Origin of the sequence: Nocardiopsis sp. NPDC050513, assembly GCF_044457925.1 — a bacterium.
GTDB lineage: Bacteria > Actinomycetota > Actinomycetes > Streptosporangiales > Streptosporangiaceae > Nocardiopsis.
Map to the genome: position 1 here is coordinate 148,688 of NZ_JBITHK010000009.1, position 17,908 is coordinate 166,595.

The window sequence follows — 17,908 nt, forward strand, 5'->3', positions numbered from 1 at the left end:
CACTGACCTGCCGGGCGGGCGCCCCTGGAGTCGCATCGCGGGGAAGACCCCTACAGCTCGGTGACGGAGCCACCGGCGGCGGTGATCTTCTCCTTCGCCGAGGCGGAGAACGCGTTCGCGCTCACCTGGACGGCGACGGTGATCTCACCGGTACCCAGCACCTTGACGGGCTGGTTCTTGCGAACCGCGCCCTTGGCGACCAGGTCCTCGACCGTGACCGTGCCACCCTCGGGGTAGAGCTCGGTCAGACGGTCCAGGTTGACGATCTGGTAGGTCGTCTTGAACCGGGCGTTGCTGAAGCCCTTCAGCTTGGGCACCCGCCTGATGAGCGGCATCTGACCGCCCTCGAAGCCGGGGCGCACCGTGTTACGAGCCTTCGTGCCCTTGGTGCCGCGACCGGCGGTCTTGCCCTTGGACGCCTCGCCGCGGCCCTTGCGGGTCTTGGCCTTGTTGGCGCCCGGGGCCGGCCGCAGGTGGTGCAGCTTGAGCAGCTCGTCGGGGTTGTAGTCGCTCATTCGGCAACCTCCTCGACAGAGACGAGGTGCGAGACGATCGTGATCTGCCCGCGAACCTCGGGGCGGTCCTCACGGACGGTGGACTTGCCGATCCGGCCCAGGCCCAGCGACTGGAGGGCAGCGTGCTGCTTCTCCTTGCCGCCGATCTTGGAACGGGTCTGCGTGATCTTGAGCTTGGCCATGGTCAGGCTCCTGCCTTCGCCTCGGCACGAGCACGCAGGAGCGCGGCCGGAGCGATGTCCTCGATCGGCAGGCCCCGGCGGGCGGCGATCTCCTCGGGCTGGTTGAGGCCCTTCAGAGCCGCCACGGTGGCGTGCACGATGTTGAGCGGGTTCGACGAACCGAGCGACTTGCTCAGGACGTCGTGGATGCCGGCGCACTCCAGAACGGCGCGCACGGGACCACCGGCGATCACACCGGTACCCGGGGCGGCCGGACGGAGCAGGACGACGCCGGCGGCGTCCTCGCCCTGGACCTGGTGCACGATCGTGCCCTGGACGCGGGGAACGCGGAAGAAGTTCTTCTTCGCCTCCTCGACGCCCTTGGCGATCGCGGCCGGGACCTCCTTGGCCTTGCCGTAACCGACACCGACCATGCCGTTGCCGTCGCCGACGACGACCAGGGCGGTGAAGGAGAAGCGACGGCCGCCCTTGACGACCTTCGCGACCCGGTTGATGGTCACGACCTTCTCGATGTAGGAGACACCCTTGTCTGCGGCGCCGCCGCGGCGATCGTCACGGCGATCACGCCGCTCGCCACCGGCGCCGCGCCGCGGTGCTGCAGCCATCAGTGGTTCCTCTTCTCGTGGTTGATCTTGCCAAGTACAGCGGTCATCGGCTAGAACTCCAGTCCGCCCTCGCGCGCCGCGTCGGCGAGCTTGGCGATACGGCCGGCGTACTGGTTACCACCGCGGTCGAACACGACCTTGGAGACACCCGCGTCCTTCGCGCGCTGCGCGAGGAGCTCGCCCACCTTGGCGGACCTGTCGGACTTCGTGCCGTCGACCCCACGAACGTCCGCCTCGACGGAGGACGCGGCGGCCAGCGTGTGGCCCTTCGTGTCGTCGATGACCTGCGCGACGATGTGCTTGGAGGAGCGGAACACGGCCAGGCGCGGACGCTCGGCGGTGCCCAGCACCTTCTTGCGGACGCGGAACTGGCGGCGCGCACGCGAGACGGTGCGCTTGGCGGTCCGCTTGCGGCTCACGGTGATGCCCATGCCTACTTACCAGCCTTTCCGGCCTTGCGGCGGATGTGCTCACCCTGGTACCGCACGCCCTTGGCCTTGTACGGGTCAGGCTTGCGCAGAGAGCGAATGTTCGCCGCAACCTGGCCCACCAGCTGCTTGTCGATGCCCTCGACGTGGAGGAGGGTCGGCTTCTCGACCCGGAAGGTGATGCCCTCCGGGGGCTCGACCACGACGGGGTGGCTGTAGCCCAGCGAGAACTCCAGGTTGGAACCGCGTGCCTGGACGCGGTAACCCACACCGTGGATCTCCAGCGTCTTGGCGTAGCCCTTGGAGACGCCCTCGATGAGGTTGGCGATCAGCGCACGGGTCAGACCGTGCAGCGACCGGTTCTCCGGCTTGTCGTCGGGACGCGCCACCGTGACGACACCGGACTCGTCCCTGGAGACGGTGATCGGCTCGGTGACGGTGTGCTTGAGTTCGCCCTTCGGCCCCTTGACAGTGACGTCTTGCCCGTCAATCGTGACTTCGACGCCCTTGGGGGCCGAGATCGGCAGTCGACCGATACGCGACATGCTTCAATCTCTCCCTGTTACCAGACGTAGGCGAGGACTTCGCCGCCAACGCCACGCTTCTTGGCCTGCTTGTCGGTCATCAGGCCGCCGGACGTCGAAATGATCGCCACGCCGAGCCCACCCAGCACCCGGGGCAGGTTCTCCTTCTTCGCGTACACGCGCAGACCGGGCTTGGAGACCCGGCGGATGCCCGCGATGGAGCGCTCACGGGTGGGGCCGTACTTGAGCTCCAGGACGAGGCTCCTGCCGACCTCGGCCTCCTCGGTACGCCAGCCCTGGATGTAGCCCTCCTGCTGGAGGATCTCGGCGATGTGCGCCTTGATCTTGGAAAACGGCATCACCACGGTGTCGTGGTACGCCGAATTCGCGTTGCGCAGACGCGTCAGCATGTCTGCGATCGGGTCGGTCATCGTCATGGCCGACTGGCCCTTCCTCACCGCGGTTTCCGAGTGCGGGCCTTCCCAGGGCCTGTCCCTCCGCGGGTGATCCCGCGAGGGTGCACAAACGGACCTACGGCGTGGTCGTGGGCACCGCGATCCCCGGGGGGACTGCCGTGCCCTGATGGTTGGTTGATACCGGACCGAATCCCGCGTCGGGCGGGTCCGGCCACTGCTGTTGAGCCACAGAGCGGTGGCTCCGGGGGGCGGCCCCGTGATCCTCCCTCGACGAGAGGTCCCACGGGGCCGTCCCCACCGGGAACTACCAGCTCGACTTGGCGATACCGGGCAGCTCGCCCCGGTGGGCCATCTCGCGGAAGCAGATACGGCACAGGCCGAACTTCCGGTAGACGGCGCGGGGGCGGCCGCACCGCGAGCATCGAGTATACGCGCGAACGGCGAACTTCGGCTTGCGGGCCGCCTTCGCGATCAGGGACTTCTTAGCCATCTGTGGTTACCCCTCAGGCTTCCTTGAACGGGAAACCGAGCCGCTTGAGCAGGCTGCGGCCCTGGTCGTCGTTGGTCGCCGTGGTGACGACCGTGATGTCCATGCCACGCTGCCGGTCGACCTTGTCCGGGTCCACCTCGTGGAACATGACCTGCTCGGTCAGGCCGAAGGTGTAGTTCCCGTTGCCGTCGAACTGCTTCGGGGACAGACCGCGGAAGTCCCGGATCCGGGGCAGGGCCAGCGAGAGCAGCCGGTCGAGGAACTCCCACATCCGGTCGCCGCGCAGCGTGACGCTGGCGCCGATCGGCTGACCCTCGCGCAGCTTGAACTGCGCGATGGAGTTCTTCGCGCGGTTGATCCGCGGCTTCTGACCGGTGATCGCCGACAGGTCGGCGATCGCGCCCTGGATCAGCTTCGCGTCCCGCGCCGCCTCGCCGACACCCATGTTGACCACGATCTTCGTCAGACCGGGGATCTGCATGATGTTGGCGAGCTCGAACTCCTCCTTGAGGGCGGGAGCGATCTCGTTACGGTACTTCTCCTTCAGCCGCGGCATCGGAGGGACCGTGATGTCGTTGGTAACCGTCATCAGATGTCCTTACCAGTGCGGCGGGAGACCCGAACCTTGGTTCCGTCTTCCTCGAAGCGGTAGCCCGCCCGGGAGGCCTTGCCGTTCTCCACGAGCGCGACGTTGCTCACGTGGATCGGGGCCTCCTTGGTGACGACCTCGCCCTGCTGGCCGCCCGCCGGGTTGGCCTTCCTGTGCTTCTTGACCAGGTTGACGCCCTCGACGACGACACGGTCCTCGCGCGGCAGGGCCTTGACGACCTTGCCCGTGGCACCCTTGTCCTTGCCGGCGATGACGATGACCTCGTCGCCAGATTTGATCTTCATCGCCTACAGCACCTCCGGCGCAAGCGAAATGATGCGCATGAACTTCTTGTCCCGCAGCTCGCGGCCGACCGGGCCGAAGATACGGGTGCCTCGCGGGTCCCCACCGTCCTTGATGAGCACGGCAGCGTTCTCATCGAAGCGGATGTAGGAGCCGTCGGGCCGGCGGCGCTCCTTGACGGTGCGCACGACAACGGCCTTGACGACGTCGCCCTTCTTGACTCCAGCGCCAGGCAGGGCGTCCTTCACCGTGGCGACGATGGTGTCGCCGATCCCGGCGTAGCGCCGACCCGAGCCACCGAGAACACGGATGGTGAGGATCTCCTTGGCACCCGTGTTGTCGGCGACCTTGAGTCGCGACTCCTGCTGAATCACGTCTGCTCCTGATGTGATGCGTGCGGTCCACTGCCGCACGGCTAGGTGGTCTCACCCCTCGCGGGGGGGGGGGGGGGGGGGGGGGGGGGGGCGCGGGGGGGGGGGGGGGGGGGGGGGGGGTCGGGGGGGGGGCCCGGGGGGGGGGGCCGGGGCGGCGGCCCCCCCCCCCCCCGGCGCGCCCGCCCCCCCCCCCCCCCCCCCGCCCCCCCCCCCCCCCCCCCCCCCCCCCCCCCAGGCCGGGGTTACTTAGCCTTCTCCAGGATCTCCACGACGCGCCAACGCTTCGTCGCGGAGAGCGGCCGGGTCTCCATCAAACGGACCCGGTCACCGACGCCACAGGAGTTCGCCTCGTCGTGCGCCTTGTACTTGGTCGTCCGACGGATGACCTTGCCGTACAGGGCGTGCTTGACGCGGTCCTCGACCTCGACAACGACGGTCTTGTCCATCTTGTCGCTGACGACGTAGCCCTCGCGCACCTTGCGGTAGTTGCGGGTCGCGGTCTGGTTCTCACTCATTCGGCTGCTTCCTTCGTCTCCTCAGCCGACTCACCAGACAGCGGGACGATGCCCAGCTCGTGCTCGCGCAGGACCGTGTAGATCCGCGCGATCTCACGCTTGACGGTACGCAGCCGGCTGTGGTTGTCGAGCTGGCCGGTGGCGGCCTGGAAGCGGAGGTTGAAGAGCTCGGTCTTCGCTTCCTTGAGCTTCTCGACCAGGTCCTCGACGGACTGGTCGCGCAGCTCGTGGGCAGTCACGGACTTCGCCATCACTCCCCCTCCCGCTTAACAAACTTGCACTTCATCGGGAGCTTGTGCATCGCACGACGCATGGCTTCCTTGGCCACGGCCTCGGGCACGCCCGACAGCTCGAACATCACACGGCCGGGCTTGACCGGCGCGACCCACCACTCGGGCGAACCCTTACCGGAACCCATCCGGACCTCGGCGGGCTTCTTGGTCAGCGGGCGGTCCGGGAAGATGTTGATCCACACCTTGCCGCCGCGCTTGATGTGCCGCGTCATGGCGATACGCGCGGCCTCGATCTGGCGGTTCGTCACGTAGGCCGACTCCAGGGCCTGGATGCCGAATTCGCCGAAGGTCACCGTGGTCCCGCCCTTGGCCTTGCCACGGAGGTCGGGGTGGTGCTGCTTACGGTACTTGACCTTACGAGGAATAAGCACTGGTCAGCTCCCCTCGGTCTTCGCGGACTCGGCCGGGGCCTTGGACTCGGCGCCCTGCTGGCCGCCGCCACCGCCGCCGCGACGGCGGCGCTGCGGACGCTCACGGCGCTGACCGCCGCCGCCACCGGCGGAACGCTGGGCGGCCTGGGCCGCCTCGCGCTCGGCGCGGGTCGCGGGCGCGTCGCCCTTGTAGATCCAGACCTTCACGCCGATGCGGCCGAAGGTCGTACGGGCCTCGAAGAAGCCGTAGTCGATGTCGGCGCGCAGCGTGTGCAGCGGGACCCGACCCTCGCGGTAGAACTCCGAACGGGACATCTCAGCCCCGCCCAGACGCCCGCCGCACTGGATGCGGATGCCCTTGGCGCCGCTCTTGATGGCGCTCTGCATGGCCTTGCGCATCGCGCGGCGGAAGGCCACACGGCTGCTCAGCTGCTCGGCGACGCCCTGGGCGACGAGCTGCGCGTCGATCTCGGGGTTCTTGACCTCGAAGACGTTCAGCTGCACCTGCTTGCCGGTCAGCTTCTCCAGGTCGGTCCGGATGCGGTCCGCCTCGACGCCGCGGCGGCCGATGACGATGCCCGGCCGGGCGGTGTACACGTCCACGCGGACACGGTCACGGGTGCGCTCGATCTCGACCTTGGAGATGCCCGCGCGCTCCATGCCGCGGGTCAGCATCCGGCGGATCGCCACGTCTTCCTTGACGTAGTCCTTGTAGGACTTGTCCGCGTACCAGCGGCTCTTGAAGTCGGTGGTGACACCGAGACGGAACCCGTGCGGGTTAACCTTCTGCCCCACTATCGGGTCCTTTCCTTCGTCTTGGACGAGGCGCCCGAGTCCTCAGCGACGACCACGGTGATGTGGCTCGTGCGCTTGGTCACCCGGAAGGCTCGGCCGAAGCCTCGCGGACGAATGCGCTTCAGGGTCGGACCCTCGTCCACCCACGCGCGCTCGACCACCAGCGACTCACGGTCCAGCTTGTCATTGTGCTCAGCGTTGGCGATGGCACTGGCCAGTACCTTGCCAACAGGCTCGCTCGCCGACTGGGGCGCGAACCGGAGCACCGCCTGTGCCTCGTCAGCGGGCAACCCGCGAATAAGGTCCACCACCCGGCGGGCCTTCCGGGGCGTAACACGGACGAACCGTGCCTGAGCCCTCGTTCCCATCGCTCTTCCCTCGCTCACGGAAATTCATCTCCACTCACCGTGGAGAAATGGTTCTTTCTCCTGCTGCAACCGCTAACGGCGGCTACGGCGGTCTTCCTTGACGTGGCTGCGGAAAGTACGCGTGGGAGCGAACTCGCCGAGCTTGTGGCCGACCATCGACTCGGACACGAACACGGGGACGTGCTTGCGACCGTCGTGGACGGCGATCGTGTGGCCGATCATCTCCGGGACGATCATGGACCGCCGGGACCACGTCTTGATGACGTTCTTGGTCCCCTTCTCGTTCTGCGTCTCCACCTTCTTGATCAGGTGGTCGTCGACGAAGGGACCCTTCTTCAGGCTACGTGGCATCAGACGTGCTCCTTACCGCTTCTTCTTACCGCTACGCCGACGCCGCACGATGAGCTTGTCGCTGGCCTTGTTCTTGGCCCGGGTCCGGCCTTCCTTCTTGCCCCAGGGGCTGACCGGGTGCCGTCCGCCGGAGGTCTTGCCCTCACCACCGCCGTGCGGGTGGTCGACCGGGTTCATGACCACACCGCGGACGGTCGGGCGCTTGCCCTTCCACCGCGAGCGGCCGGCCTTGCCCCAGTTGATGTTCGACTGCTCGGCGTTGCCGACCTGGCCCACGGTCGCGCGGCAGGTGATCTCCACCATGCGCATCTCGCCGGAGGGCATACGCAGCGTGGCGTACCGGCCCTCCTTGGCCAGGAGCTGGATCTGGGAGCCCGCGGAGCGGCCGAGCTTGGCGCCGCCGCCCGGCTTGAGCTCCACCGCGTGCACGAACGTACCCGTGGGGATGTTGCGCAGCGGCAGGCAGTTGCCGGGCTTGATGTCCGACTGCGGACCGTTCTCGACGCGGTCGCCCTGCTTCAGACCGGCCGGCGCCAGGATGTAGCGCTTCTCACCGTCGACGTAGTGCAGCAGTGCGATGCGAGCCGTGCGGTTGGGGTCGTACTCGATGTGGGCGACCTTGGCCGGCACGCCGTCCTTGTCGTGGCGACGGAAGTCGATCACGCGGTAGGCCCGCTTGTGACCGCCGCCCTGGTGGCGGGCGGTGATGCGACCGTGGCCGTTACGCCCACCCTTGGAGTGGAGCGGACGCACCAGGGACTTCTCCGGCTCCGAGCGCGTGATCTCGACGAAGTCGCTCACGCTGGAACCGCGACGACCCGGTGTCGTCGGCTTGTACTTACGAATGCCCATCTTCTTCGCGCATTCCTTTACGTGTTACTTGTGTGTAGCGGTCAAGACCCGGAAGGTCAGACACCGAAGATGTCGATCCGGTCGCCCTCGGCGACACTGACGATCGCGCGCTTGGTGTCCGGACGCTTCCCGTAACCGAAGCGGGTCCGCTTGCGCTTGCCCTTGCGGTTGATCGTGTTCACGCTCGTGACCTTCACCTCGAAGATCTTCTCGACCGCGATCTTGATCTGGGTCTTGTTGGCGTCCGGGCGAACGATGAACGTGTACTTGTTCTCGTCCATGAGCCCGTAGCTCTTCTCGGAGATCACCGGCTCGATGATGATGTCCCGGTGGTCGGCGATCCTCACTGGTCGTCCTCCTCGGACTGCGCGGCCTTGGCACCGGCCGCGTGGGCCAGGAACTCGGCGTAGCCCGCCTCGGTGAAGACCACGTCGTCCGAGTAGAGGACGTCGTAGGTGTTCACCTGGTCCGCGTCGAGGATGTGGACTTCCTCGAGGTTGCGCAGGGCGCGCCGGTTGTGCTCGTCCTCGCGGGCCAGGACGACCAGGACCTTGTCGGACTCGGTCACCTGACGCAGCGACGTGAGGGCCGTCTGCGTGAGCTTGGTGTCGGCGTCCTCGGCCACGAAGGTGGTGAGGACGTGGATACGCCCGTGACGCGCCCGGTCGGAGAGGGCACCGCGCAGGGCGGCGGCCTTCATCTTCTTCGGGGTGCGCTGGGAGTAGTCGCGCGGCTGCGGACCGTGGACCGTGCCGCCGCCGGTGTACTGCGGGGCGCGGATGGAGCCCTGGCGGGCCCGACCGGTGCCCTTCTGGCGGTAGGGCTTCTTACCACCGCCGCGGACGTCGCCGCGGGTCTTGGTGGCGTGGGTGCCCTGACGGCCGGCGGCCAGCTGGGCGTTCACGACCTGGTGGATCAGCGGGATGCTGACCTGCTGGGCGAAGACGCTCTCCGGCAGCTCGACGCTGCCCTTGGCGCCGCCCTCGGGGTTCTTGACCTCGATCTCGGCCATGGCTTACTTGTCCCCCTTCACAGCGGTGCGGACGAGCACCAGACCGCCGTTGGGACCGGGAACAGCACCCTTGACCAGGATGAGACCCTTCTCCGCGTCCACGGAGTGGACGGTCAGGTTCTGGACGGTCTTGCGCACGTTGCCCATGCGCCCGGCCATCCTCATGCCCTTGAAAACGCGGCCGGGCGTGGCGCAGCCGCCGATGGAACCGGGAGAGCGGTGCTTGCGCTGCGTGCCGTGCGAGGCGGACAGACCACGGAAACCGTGGCGCTTCATCACACCGGCGAAGCCCTTGCCCTTGCTCTTACCCGTGACGTCGACCTTCTGGCCGCTCTCGAACGAGTCCGCGGTGACCTCCTGGCCGAGCTGGTACTCGGAGGCGTCCTCGGTGCGGACCTCGACGTAGTGCCGACGCGGGGTCAGGTCGTTCTTGCGCAGGTAGTCGCCGAGCGGCTTGTTCACCTTGCGCGGGTTGATCTGCCCGTAGCCGAGCTGGATAGCGGAGTAGCCATCGGTGTCCGGAGTCCGGATGCGGCTCACGACGCACGGACCGGCCTTCAGAACCGTCACGGGCACGATCCTGCCCGCGTCGTCGAAGACCTGGGTCATGCCGAGCTTCTCGCCCAGAACTCCCTTGATCTGCTTGGTGGCCATGTCTGTGCGTCCTTAAAGCTTGATCTCGATGTCAACGCCCGCCGGAAGGTCGAGCCGCATGAGCGAGTCGACGGTCTTCGGCGTCGGGTCGATGATGTCGATCAGCCGCTTGTGCGTGCGCATCTCGAAGTGCTCGCGCGAGTCCTTGTACTTGTGCGGCGACTTGATGACGCAGTAAACGTTCTTCTCCGTCGGCAGCGGCACCGGGCCCGCGACCTGTGCGCCAGTTCGCGTCACAGTCTCGACGATCTTGCGCGCCGAGCTGTCGATGACCTCGTGGTCATAGGCCTTTAGCCGAATGCGGATCTTCTGTCCCGCCATGTGGCCTGTTCGTCCTTCGCTTCAGTGTCCGTAACGGTGTTCTGTCCCGGTCACAGACGCCCAGGCCCCGGCGGAGACCGCCGTGTGCCGTGAGCCCCTATTCCCTTGAGAAACCGCAACAGGGCTTGCCCCTGCGGTGCGTCACCGTCACAGAGCCCGATGACGTCTTGAGTGGTGCGGAGGCCGGGCCGTGCGGACACGGCCCGACCACCGCGTCGGGGTGGCGAATCACCACCCCGACCCGGGTACTACTTGAGGATCTTCGTGACGCGACCGGCGCCGACGGTCCGGCCACCCTCGCGGATGGCGAACTTCAGACCCTCTTCCATGGCGACCGGCTGGATGAGGTTGACGGTCATCTCGGTGTTGTCACCGGGCATGACCATCTCGGTGCCCTCCGGCAGCGTGACGACGCCGGTGACGTCGGTCGTGCGGAAGTAGAACTGCGGGCGGTAGTTGTTGAAGAACGGCGTATGGCGGCCACCCTCGTCCTTGGACAGGATGACGACCTGGGCCTCGAACTCGGTGTGCGGGGTGGTCGTGCCCGGCTTGATGACGACCTGGCCGCGCTCGACGTCCTCGCGCTTGATGCCGCGCAGGAGCAGACCGACGTTGTCGCCGGCCTGGCCCTGGTCGAGCAGCTTGCGGAACATCTCGACACCGGTGACCGTGGTGGTCTGCTTCTCGTCCTTGATACCGACGATGTCGACGGTCTCGTTGACGTTGACGATGCCGCGCTCGATGCGACCGGTGACGACGGTGCCGCGACCGGTGATGGAGAAGACGTCCTCGATCGGCATGAGGAACGGCTTGTCGGTGTCACGCTCGGGCTCGGGGATGGACTCGTCCACCGTCTTCATGAGCTCGAGGACGGACTCGCCCCACTTGGCGTCGCCCTCGAGGGCCTTGAGCGCCGAGACCTTGGTGACGGGGACGTCGTCGCCCGGGAACTCGTACTCGCTGAGGAGCTCGCGGACCTCGAGCTCGACGAGCTCGAAGATCTCCTCGTCGTCCACCATGTCGGCCTTGTTCAGGGCGACCACGATGTAGGGCACGCCGACCTGGCGGGCCAGGAGCACGTGCTCCTTGGTCTGCGGCATCGGGCCGTCGGTGGCGGCCACGACCAGGATCGCGCCGTCCATCTGGGCCGCACCCGTGATCATGTTCTTCACGTAGTCGGCGTGGCCCGGGCAGTCGACGTGGGCGTAGTGACGCGCCTCGGTCTGGTACTCGACGTGGGCGACGGAGATGGTGATACCGCGCTCGCGCTCCTCGGGAGCGTTGTCGATGTCCTCGAACGGGGTGAACGGGTTCAGGTCCGGGTACGCGTCGTGCAGAACCTTGGTGATGGCCGCGGTCAGCGTGGTCTTGCCGTGGTCAATGTGACCGATGGTGCCGATGTTGACGTGCGGCTTAGTCCGCTCGAACTTTTCCTTCGCCACTGGATGTCTCCTAGACGTACAGAGCTATCTGGTGCCCGCCCCCGCGGCCGCGGGAGCGGGCTGGTTACGTGTCCGCGGGCGACTACTCGCCGCGGACCTTCGCCACAATTTCTTGGGCGACAGCGGACGGAACCTCCGCGTAGGAGTCGAACACCATCGAGTAGTTGGCTCGACCCTGCGTGCGGCTACGAAGGTCACCCACGTAGCCGAACATCTCGGAGAGAGGAACCTGGGCCTTGACGACCCGGACGCCGGAACGCTCGTCCATGGACTGGATCTGTCCACGACGGGAGTTCAGGTCGCCGATGACGTCGCCCATGTAGTCCTCGGGAGTGGTGACCTCGACGGCCATGACCGGCTCCAGCAGCGTGGGCTTCGCGAGCCTGACGGCCTCCTTGAAGGCCATCGAGCCGGCGGTCTTGAAGGCCATCTCGGAGGAGTCGACCTCGTGGTACTGACCGTCCGTCAGGGTCACCTTGACGCCCACGAGCGGGTAGTGCGCGAGCACGCCCAGCTCGGCGGCCTCCTGGCAGCCCGCGTCGACCGACGGGATGTACTCCCGCGGGATGCGGCCACCGGTGACCGCGTTGACGAACTCGTAGCCGGTAGCGTCGCCGCTCTCGGTCTCGAGGGGCTCGATGTTGATCTTGACCTTGGCGAACTGGCCCGACCCACCGGTCTGCTTCTTGTGGGTGTAGACGTGCCCCTCGACCTTCTTGCGAATGGTCTCGCGGTACGCCACCTGGGGCTTGCCGATGTTCGCCGCGACCTTGAACTCGTCGCGCATGCGGTTGACCAGCACCTCGAGGTGCAGCTCGCCCATGCCGGAGATCACGGTCTGGCCGGTCTGGTCGTCCGTGGCCACCTGGAAGGAGGGGTCCTCCTCGGCCAGGCGCTGGATCGCGATGCCCAGCTTCTCCTGGTCGCTCTTGGTCTGCGGCTCGATGGCCACCTCGATGACCGGAGCCGGGAACGACATGGACTCCAGGACGATCGGAGCCGACTGGTCGCACAGCGTCTCGCCGGTCGTGGTGTCCTTCAGACCCATGACCGCGACGATGTCGCCCGCGCCCGCCTCGCCGATCTCCTCACGCTTGTTGGAGTGCATGCGGTAGATCTTGCCGATGCGCTCCTTGCGGCCCTTGAGGCTGTTCAGCACCTGGGTGCCGGTCTGGAGCACGCCGGAGTAGATGCGCACGTAGGTCAGCTTGCCCAGGTGCGGGTCGCTCATGATCTTGAAGACCAGGGCGGACATGGGCTCGTCGACGCTCGGCTTGCGGGAGAGCTTGGTCTCCTCGGTCTCGTCCTTGGGGTCGTGGCCCTCGATGGCCTCGACGTCCAGGGGCGAGGGGAGGTAGTCCGTGACCGCGTCGAGCAGGGGCTGGACGCCCTTGTTCTTGAACGCGGTGCCGCAGAGCACCGGCACGGCGGTACCGGAGATGGTGGCGCGGCGGATCGCCGGGACCAGCTGCTCGACGGTGGGCTCCTGGCCCTCCAGGAACAGCTCCATGATCTCGTCGTCGGCCTCGGCCAGCGTCTCGATGAACTGGTCGCGCGCCTCGCGGGCGGCGTCCGCATGGGTGTCCGGGATGTCGACCGTGTCGTACATCTCGCCCAGCGCGGCCTCTTCGTTCCAGACGTAGGCCTTCATGCGGACGAGGTCGATGACGCCCTTGAAGTCGCTCTCGGCACCGATGTTCAGCTGGATCGGCATCGCGTTGGCGCCCAGACGCTCGCGGAACATGTCCACGCAGCGCTGGAACTCGGCGCCGATCTTGTCCATCTTGTTGACGAAGCAGATACGCGGGACGCCGTAGCGGTCAGCCTGACGCCAGACCTGCTCCGACTGGGGCTCCACACCCTCCTTGGCGTCGAACACCGCGACCGCACCGTCCAGGACACGCAGCGAACGCTCGACCTCGACCGTGAAGTCGACGTGGCCGGGCGTGTCGATGATGTTGATGGTGTGGTCGGCCCAGTGGGTGGTGGTGGCAGCGGAGGTAATGGTGATACCCCGCTCCTGCTCCTCCTTCATCCAGTCCATCGTGGCGGCGCCGTCGTGGACCTCACCCACCTTGTGGGTGACACCGGTGTAGTAGAGGATGCGCTCCGTCGTCGTGGTCTTACCCGCGTCGATGTGGGCCATGATGCCGATGTTTCGCACCTTGGCCAGGTCAAGCAAAGTCTTAGCCATGAGGCTCGTCGTCCCTCGGTCTGTTCCGATCCAGCCGCTTTACCAGCGGTAGTGAGCGAAGGCCTTGTTCGACTCGGCCATCTTGTGCGTGTCCTCACGCTTCTTGACGGCCGCGCCGAGACCGTTGCTGGCGTCGACCAGCTCGTTCATCAGACGCTCGGTCATGGTCTTCTCACGACGCTGACGCGAGTAGGAGACCAGCCAGCGCAGGGCCAGCGTGGTGGACCGGGAGGCGCGAACCTCGACCGGCACCTGGTAGGTCGCGCCACCGACGCGGCGGCTGCGGACCTCGAGCGCGGGCTTGACGTTGTCCAGGGCGCGCTTGAGAACGACGAGCGGGTCCTGGCCGGTCTTCTCGCGAGCGCCCTCCAGGGCGTCGTAGACGACGCGCTGGGCGATGGAGCGCTTGCCGTCGAGCAGCACCTTGTTGATCAGCTGCGTGACGAGCGGCGAGCCGTAGACCGGGTCGGTGATGAGCTGGCGCTTCGGCGCCGGGCCCTTGCGCGGCATGCTTACTTCTCCTTCTTGGCGCCGTAGTGGCTACGCGCCTGCTTGCGGCCCCGGACACCCTGGGTGTCGAGCGAACCGCGGACAATTCGGTAGCGGACGCCCGGCAGGTCCTTCACACGACCACCACGGACGAGCACGATGCTGTGCTCCTGGAGGTTGTGACCGATGCCGGGAATGTAGGCAGTCACCTCGATGCCGCTGCTCAGCTTCACGCGAGCGACCTTCCGCAGAGCGGAGTTGGGCTTCTTCGGCGTAGTGGTGTAGACACGCGTGCACACACCACGACGCTGCGGACTCCCCTTCAGCGCCGGGGTCTTGTTCTTTGCGACCTTGTCCTGTCGGCCCTTACGGACCAGCTGCTGGATGGTGGGCACCGCGTCTCCGTCTTCCTCGTGACCTACGCCGGTTCTCGTAGCCGATATCGCTATTGACCTGCTGGATTTCCCGAACCTCCCCGACCCCCGATGTCGGGCGTGTCGCGCCTGTTCTGGCGCATGGCGAAGCCGAACACACCCGGCCTGGGGCCGTTGCTGGGAGGGGGTTCACATGAGCGGCACGCCAGTGCCGAACCTCGGGAGGGTCAAGCCGCTCCCGGTCGGGCGAAAGGCGCCGCACACACACGTGTGACCCGTCGACTCACGGGCACAATCACACAGGCTACCGTTCGCCGAGTACACGGTCAAAACGGTGTGCGACATGGCGAGAACCGTGATTGCGATCCTCGCGTAGCCGTGGGTCCCCCCCAGTCTACGCGCTTCGTCGCTCGTTTCGTCCCAGGTTTCCCCAGGGACGGGGGATGGAGTCGCCCACACGTGCACGGCCGCCTCCCCCGGGATGTCCCGGGGAAGGCGGCCGGTGTGCTAGAGGACGAGGAACAGAGCGACGGAGATCACCGTCACCAGGATGCCGATCACCGCGAACACGGTACCGGTGGTGATGAAGCCCAGTCCGTCGAGCGTGCCCCCCGAACCGCGGATCGCCCGCTTGGCCTTGGGGCCGGTGACGAACAGCGCCAGGACCGCGGTGGCCAGGCCGATGCCCGGCAGCAGCGAGGCCAGCCCCAGCCACAGGGTGACGAGCGCCCCCCGCTCGGTGTCGGCGAGGAAGTCGATGCTGTCGTAGCCCGGGTAGGCGTCGCCCGCCTCGCCGCCGGGCGGACGGTCGTCGAAGCCCGGGAAGTCGCCCGCGATCGGGTCGCGCCTCCGACGCGCCTTCGACCGGTCCACCGGCATGCCGTAGTCGGCCGGGGTGAAGCCGTCGTCGTACGCGGGATCCGGCTCCGGATCCGGTTCGGGGCCGAGGTCCGACGGAACGCCCGGGGCGGGGTCGTCGTACGCGTCCTCGTCCTCGTAGACCTCGTCGGGGTCGCCGTCGAAGCCGGTGTCGTGGTACCGCGAGTCGTACGTCTGGCCGGCGTAGGCGTCCTGCGCCTCGTCGTACGAGAGCGCGTCGAACATCTGCGTCGCACCGGCCGGCTCACCCGGGCCGTCGTCGTCCGGCTCTCCGGAGTCCCCGCCCCAGTCCCGGTACTCGGGCTGGGCGGGTCCGCTCTCGCGGCGGCGGCGCTCGGCCTCGCGCACCGACTCGGGCAGACGGGCGTCCTCGCGGGAGAAGACCCACGTGTTGCCGGTGCCGCCGCCGGGCGCGGGCGAGAGCTCGTCGTCGTAGCGGTCCGTCGCGGGACCGCCCGCCCCGGCCCAGGTGTCCAGGTCCTCGGTGCGTCCGTCCCAGGAGGAGGGCGCGTCCGACCGCGGGCCGAGTTCGTCCTCCCAGGTGTCCGGACCGCTCGCCGAGGGGCTCGGGGTCCGGGCCCCGAGGCCGCCGTCTCCGGGGGTCCAGGGTTCGCTGGCCGCGGGGGTGTTCGAGGACCAGGTGTCGTTGACGCGGTCGAGGGCGGCGTCGGGCGTCCAGGGCTCGTCCCGCACGCCGGACTCCGCGTCCCACTCGGGCGCGCCCGGCGCACCGTACGGCTCGGGGCTCAGGGCCTCGTCCGGCGCCGCGGACCCGGACGGCGACCAGGACTCCTCGGCCGGAGCCGCGCCGCCGGGCCGGGGTCCGACGCCGCCGTCCAGGGCGGCGTCGGGTGCCCACGGGGCATCGCCGGAAGCCCCCTCGGACGGCCACGGCTCGTCGCGCACAGCGGACCCGGAGTCCCACGCGGACCCGCCGGACGCACCGTACGGCTCAGGCGACAGCGGATCGTCGGTGGACCGGGACCAGGACTCCTCAGCCCGGCCGGAAGCACCGGACCGCGTGTCGAAGTCCTGATCGAGGGAGGCGTCCGGTGCCCACGGCGCATCGTCCGCGCCCCCCGCCCTCCCGGACGGCCACGGCTCGTCGCGCACAGCGGACCCGGAGTCCCACGCGGACCCGCCGGACGCACCGTACGGCTCGGGGGTCAACGGCTCGTCCGACACGGGCGCGGACCAGGCTTCCTCGCCGGGCCCCGGCTCGTCGCCCCGGCTGAAGGAGGTGTCGGAAGCCCACGGCTCTCCGCTCGCGGGGGCCGCGCCGTCGGCGGACCAGGGAGCGTCGTGGTCCGGTCCCGTGGACCACGGTTCATCACGCACGCCGGACTCCGCGTCCCACGCGGACCCGCCGGACGCACCGAACGGCTCGGGCGACAGAGGATCGTCGGACTCCGGGGCAGGGGACCCGCCGGCGAGCGTGTGCGACCATCCGTCCGCGTCCGCCTCGGGCGACCAGGGCGCCTCCCCGGGGCCCGCACCACCGGACCGCGAACCGACGCCCCCGTCGAGGGCGGCGTCGGGCGACCACGGGCGGTCGTCTCCGACGGACCCGGAATCGGCGGACCAGGGAGCGTCGTCGTCCGGTGACCACGGCTCCTCACCGCCGATGCGCGACGCGGCGCCCCCGTCGGGGGAGGCCTCGGAGCCCCACGGTTCACCGGCGGACGGCACGTCGACGCGCGGGGACCACGGCGGCTCGTCGGATCCCCCCGACGGATCGGGGGCCCACGGCTCCTCACGGACACCCGACCCGGCTCCCCAGGCCGACCCGCCCGACGGCGCGAACGGCTCGGGGCTCAAGGGCTCGTCGGACACCAGGGCGGCGGATGTGCCGGCGAGCGGCGGGGACCAACCGTCCTCATCTCCCCCGGACGCCTCAGTCGGCCAGGGGCTCTCACCGAAGCCCTCGGCGCCGGACCCCGGCTCGACGCTCCGGTCCGGAGAGGCGCCGGGCGCCCACGGCTCGTCGTCCGCGCGGGCCGCGCCGTCGTCGGCCCCGTCGGCGGACCACGGCTCGGCCGCCCACGCGTCGGAGGACTCGGCGGACCACGGGTCGCGGCCCCGACCGGTGTCCTCCGGGGCCTCCGGCGGCAGCGGCACCTCAGCGCTCGCGGCGATCCCCGGGATGCTCGGCTCGTCGTACGGGTCGGGCTCCCCCGGGATCCGCGTCAGCGGCTCGTAGGCCGACGCCCCCGCACCGGGGTAGGAGATGGCGCCCGAAGTCGGCGGGCCCGGCTGCGGTGGTCCTCCGAGCGCCTCCGGGTACGGCTCGACCATGGGTGGCCGCGAGGTGCTCAGCCCCGCGTAGCCTCCGCTGTCCGGGAAGACCGTGTCGCCGGCCGTCCCGTCCTCCATCGGGTCCTGGTACTCCGACTGCGAGCGGTAGCGGTTCTCGCTCGGCTTGAACCACGAGTCCCCGTCCCGCGAGGCCGAGTCCCGTCCGCCCCCGTTTTCAGTCACTGTGTGCCTGCTCTCCCGACAGCGCCGAAGCGCCCTCTCCCCATCCACACCGCGATGTGCGGATCGACAACGTGAAACGGCGGCGGCACCACCC

The 17,908-nt window shown here is 68.5% G+C and carries 26 protein-coding genes; all 26 read right to left on the bottom strand.

Features of this window, described 5'->3' with window-relative positions:
- Nucleotides 1–50 precede the first annotated feature (50 nt).
- The 26 genes from rplO to ACIBFB_RS18065 all read right to left on the bottom strand — a co-directional run bounded on the left by rplO (nt 51) and on the right by ACIBFB_RS18065 (nt 17,814).
- Nucleotides 51–515 (bottom strand): 50S ribosomal protein L15, encoded by a 465-nt coding sequence (rplO, locus tag ACIBFB_RS17940; RefSeq protein WP_397231417.1) that lies wholly within the window; start codon nt 513–515, stop codon nt 51–53.
- Nucleotides 512–697: a 50S ribosomal protein L30 gene (gene rpmD, locus ACIBFB_RS17945; RefSeq protein WP_017598554.1), complete on the bottom strand. Its 186-nt coding sequence runs from the start codon at nt 695–697 to the stop codon at nt 512–514. Before rpmD ends, rplO begins: the two co-directional genes overlap by 4 nt.
- A gap of 2 nt (nt 698–699) precedes the next feature.
- Nucleotides 700–1,302 (bottom strand): 30S ribosomal protein S5, encoded by a 603-nt coding sequence (gene rpsE / locus ACIBFB_RS17950; protein WP_017598553.1) that lies wholly within the window; start codon nt 1,300–1,302, stop codon nt 700–702.
- A 50-nt stretch (nt 1,303–1,352) separates the two neighbouring features.
- Nucleotides 1,353–1,733, bottom strand: coding sequence for a 50S ribosomal protein L18 (gene rplR / locus ACIBFB_RS17955; RefSeq protein WP_397231420.1), 381 nt, complete (start codon nt 1,731–1,733; stop codon nt 1,353–1,355).
- 2 nt (nt 1,734–1,735) lie between these two features.
- The gene (gene rplF / locus ACIBFB_RS17960; RefSeq protein ID WP_397231422.1) at nt 1,736–2,275 is read right to left on the bottom strand and encodes a 50S ribosomal protein L6; all 540 of its coding nucleotides are present in this window, start codon (nt 2,273–2,275) and stop codon (nt 1,736–1,738) included.
- 17 nt (nt 2,276–2,292) lie between these two features.
- Nucleotides 2,293–2,691, bottom strand: coding sequence for a 30S ribosomal protein S8 (gene rpsH / locus ACIBFB_RS17965; protein ID WP_397231647.1), 399 nt, complete (start codon nt 2,689–2,691; stop codon nt 2,293–2,295).
- A gap of 283 nt (nt 2,692–2,974) precedes the next feature.
- Complete coding sequence (locus tag ACIBFB_RS17970; protein ID WP_017598549.1) at nt 2,975–3,160, bottom strand: type Z 30S ribosomal protein S14; 186 nt, start codon at nt 3,158–3,160, stop codon at nt 2,975–2,977.
- Between the two features lie 13 nt (nt 3,161–3,173).
- Nucleotides 3,174–3,749 carry a 50S ribosomal protein L5 gene (gene rplE / locus ACIBFB_RS17975; protein WP_358565308.1) on the bottom strand — a complete coding sequence of 192 codons (576 nt, stop codon included), beginning with the start codon at nt 3,747–3,749 and terminating at the stop codon, nt 3,174–3,176.
- Nucleotides 3,749–4,054, bottom strand: coding sequence for a 50S ribosomal protein L24 (gene rplX / locus ACIBFB_RS17980; RefSeq protein ID WP_397231426.1), 306 nt, complete (start codon nt 4,052–4,054; stop codon nt 3,749–3,751). Before rplX ends, rplE begins: the two co-directional genes overlap by 1 nt.
- A 3-nt stretch (nt 4,055–4,057) precedes the next feature.
- On the bottom strand, nt 4,058–4,426 hold the full coding sequence (rplN, locus tag ACIBFB_RS17985; RefSeq protein WP_075928301.1) for a 50S ribosomal protein L14: 369 nt from the start codon (nt 4,424–4,426) through the stop codon (nt 4,058–4,060).
- 242 nt (nt 4,427–4,668) lie between these two features.
- Nucleotides 4,669–4,941 carry a 30S ribosomal protein S17 gene (gene rpsQ, locus ACIBFB_RS17990; RefSeq protein WP_017598546.1) on the bottom strand — a complete coding sequence of 91 codons (273 nt, stop codon included), beginning with the start codon at nt 4,939–4,941 and terminating at the stop codon, nt 4,669–4,671.
- Complete coding sequence (gene rpmC, locus ACIBFB_RS17995) at nt 4,938–5,192, bottom strand: 50S ribosomal protein L29 (protein ID WP_017598545.1); 255 nt, start codon at nt 5,190–5,192, stop codon at nt 4,938–4,940. Before rpmC ends, rpsQ begins: the two co-directional genes overlap by 4 nt.
- Complete coding sequence (gene rplP / locus ACIBFB_RS18000; protein ID WP_075928302.1) at nt 5,192–5,605, bottom strand: 50S ribosomal protein L16; 414 nt, start codon at nt 5,603–5,605, stop codon at nt 5,192–5,194. Before rplP ends, rpmC begins: the two co-directional genes overlap by 1 nt.
- Before the next feature lie 3 nt (nt 5,606–5,608).
- Nucleotides 5,609–6,400, bottom strand: coding sequence for a 30S ribosomal protein S3 (gene rpsC / locus ACIBFB_RS18005; RefSeq protein WP_397231430.1), 792 nt, complete (start codon nt 6,398–6,400; stop codon nt 5,609–5,611).
- Nucleotides 6,400–6,768, bottom strand: a complete 369-nt coding sequence (gene rplV / locus ACIBFB_RS18010) for a 50S ribosomal protein L22 (protein WP_075928304.1) — start codon at nt 6,766–6,768, stop codon at nt 6,400–6,402. The genes rpsC and rplV overlap by 1 nt, the downstream gene beginning before the upstream one ends.
- Before the next feature lie 72 nt (nt 6,769–6,840).
- Nucleotides 6,841–7,119, bottom strand: coding sequence for a 30S ribosomal protein S19 (gene rpsS, locus ACIBFB_RS18015; protein WP_073700518.1), 279 nt, complete (start codon nt 7,117–7,119; stop codon nt 6,841–6,843).
- A gap of 12 nt (nt 7,120–7,131) precedes the next feature.
- On the bottom strand, nt 7,132–7,971 hold the full coding sequence (gene rplB / locus ACIBFB_RS18020; protein ID WP_017598540.1) for a 50S ribosomal protein L2: 840 nt from the start codon (nt 7,969–7,971) through the stop codon (nt 7,132–7,134).
- A gap of 56 nt (nt 7,972–8,027) precedes the next feature.
- A complete protein-coding gene (rplW, locus tag ACIBFB_RS18025; RefSeq protein WP_075928305.1) occupies nt 8,028–8,318 on the bottom strand; it encodes a 50S ribosomal protein L23 in 291 nt (96 codons plus the stop codon).
- Nucleotides 8,315–8,983: a 50S ribosomal protein L4 gene (rplD, locus tag ACIBFB_RS18030; protein ID WP_397231434.1), complete on the bottom strand. Its 669-nt coding sequence runs from the start codon at nt 8,981–8,983 to the stop codon at nt 8,315–8,317. The genes rplW and rplD overlap by 4 nt, the downstream gene beginning before the upstream one ends.
- Before the next feature lie 3 nt (nt 8,984–8,986).
- Nucleotides 8,987–9,637 (bottom strand): 50S ribosomal protein L3, encoded by a 651-nt coding sequence (gene rplC / locus ACIBFB_RS18035; RefSeq protein ID WP_358565287.1) that lies wholly within the window; start codon nt 9,635–9,637, stop codon nt 8,987–8,989.
- 12 nt (nt 9,638–9,649) lie between these two features.
- On the bottom strand, nt 9,650–9,958 hold the full coding sequence (rpsJ, locus tag ACIBFB_RS18040) for a 30S ribosomal protein S10 (RefSeq protein WP_358565284.1): 309 nt from the start codon (nt 9,956–9,958) through the stop codon (nt 9,650–9,652).
- Nucleotides 9,959–10,206: 248 nt separating this feature from the next.
- The gene (gene tuf / locus ACIBFB_RS18045; protein WP_397231437.1) at nt 10,207–11,400 is read right to left on the bottom strand and encodes an elongation factor Tu; all 1,194 of its coding nucleotides are present in this window, start codon (nt 11,398–11,400) and stop codon (nt 10,207–10,209) included.
- Between the two features lie 82 nt (nt 11,401–11,482).
- Nucleotides 11,483–13,594, bottom strand: a complete 2,112-nt coding sequence (gene fusA / locus ACIBFB_RS18050) for an elongation factor G (protein ID WP_397231439.1) — start codon at nt 13,592–13,594, stop codon at nt 11,483–11,485.
- Nucleotides 13,595–13,633: 39 nt separating this feature from the next.
- Nucleotides 13,634–14,104 (bottom strand): 30S ribosomal protein S7, encoded by a 471-nt coding sequence (rpsG, locus tag ACIBFB_RS18055; RefSeq protein ID WP_017598533.1) that lies wholly within the window; start codon nt 14,102–14,104, stop codon nt 13,634–13,636.
- Between the two features lie 2 nt (nt 14,105–14,106).
- Nucleotides 14,107–14,478, bottom strand: coding sequence for a 30S ribosomal protein S12 (rpsL, locus tag ACIBFB_RS18060; protein WP_014912437.1), 372 nt, complete (start codon nt 14,476–14,478; stop codon nt 14,107–14,109).
- Between the two features lie 486 nt (nt 14,479–14,964).
- The gene (locus ACIBFB_RS18065; protein WP_397231442.1) at nt 14,965–17,814 is read right to left on the bottom strand and encodes a hypothetical protein; all 2,850 of its coding nucleotides are present in this window, start codon (nt 17,812–17,814) and stop codon (nt 14,965–14,967) included.
- Nucleotides 17,815–17,908 lie beyond the last annotated feature (94 nt).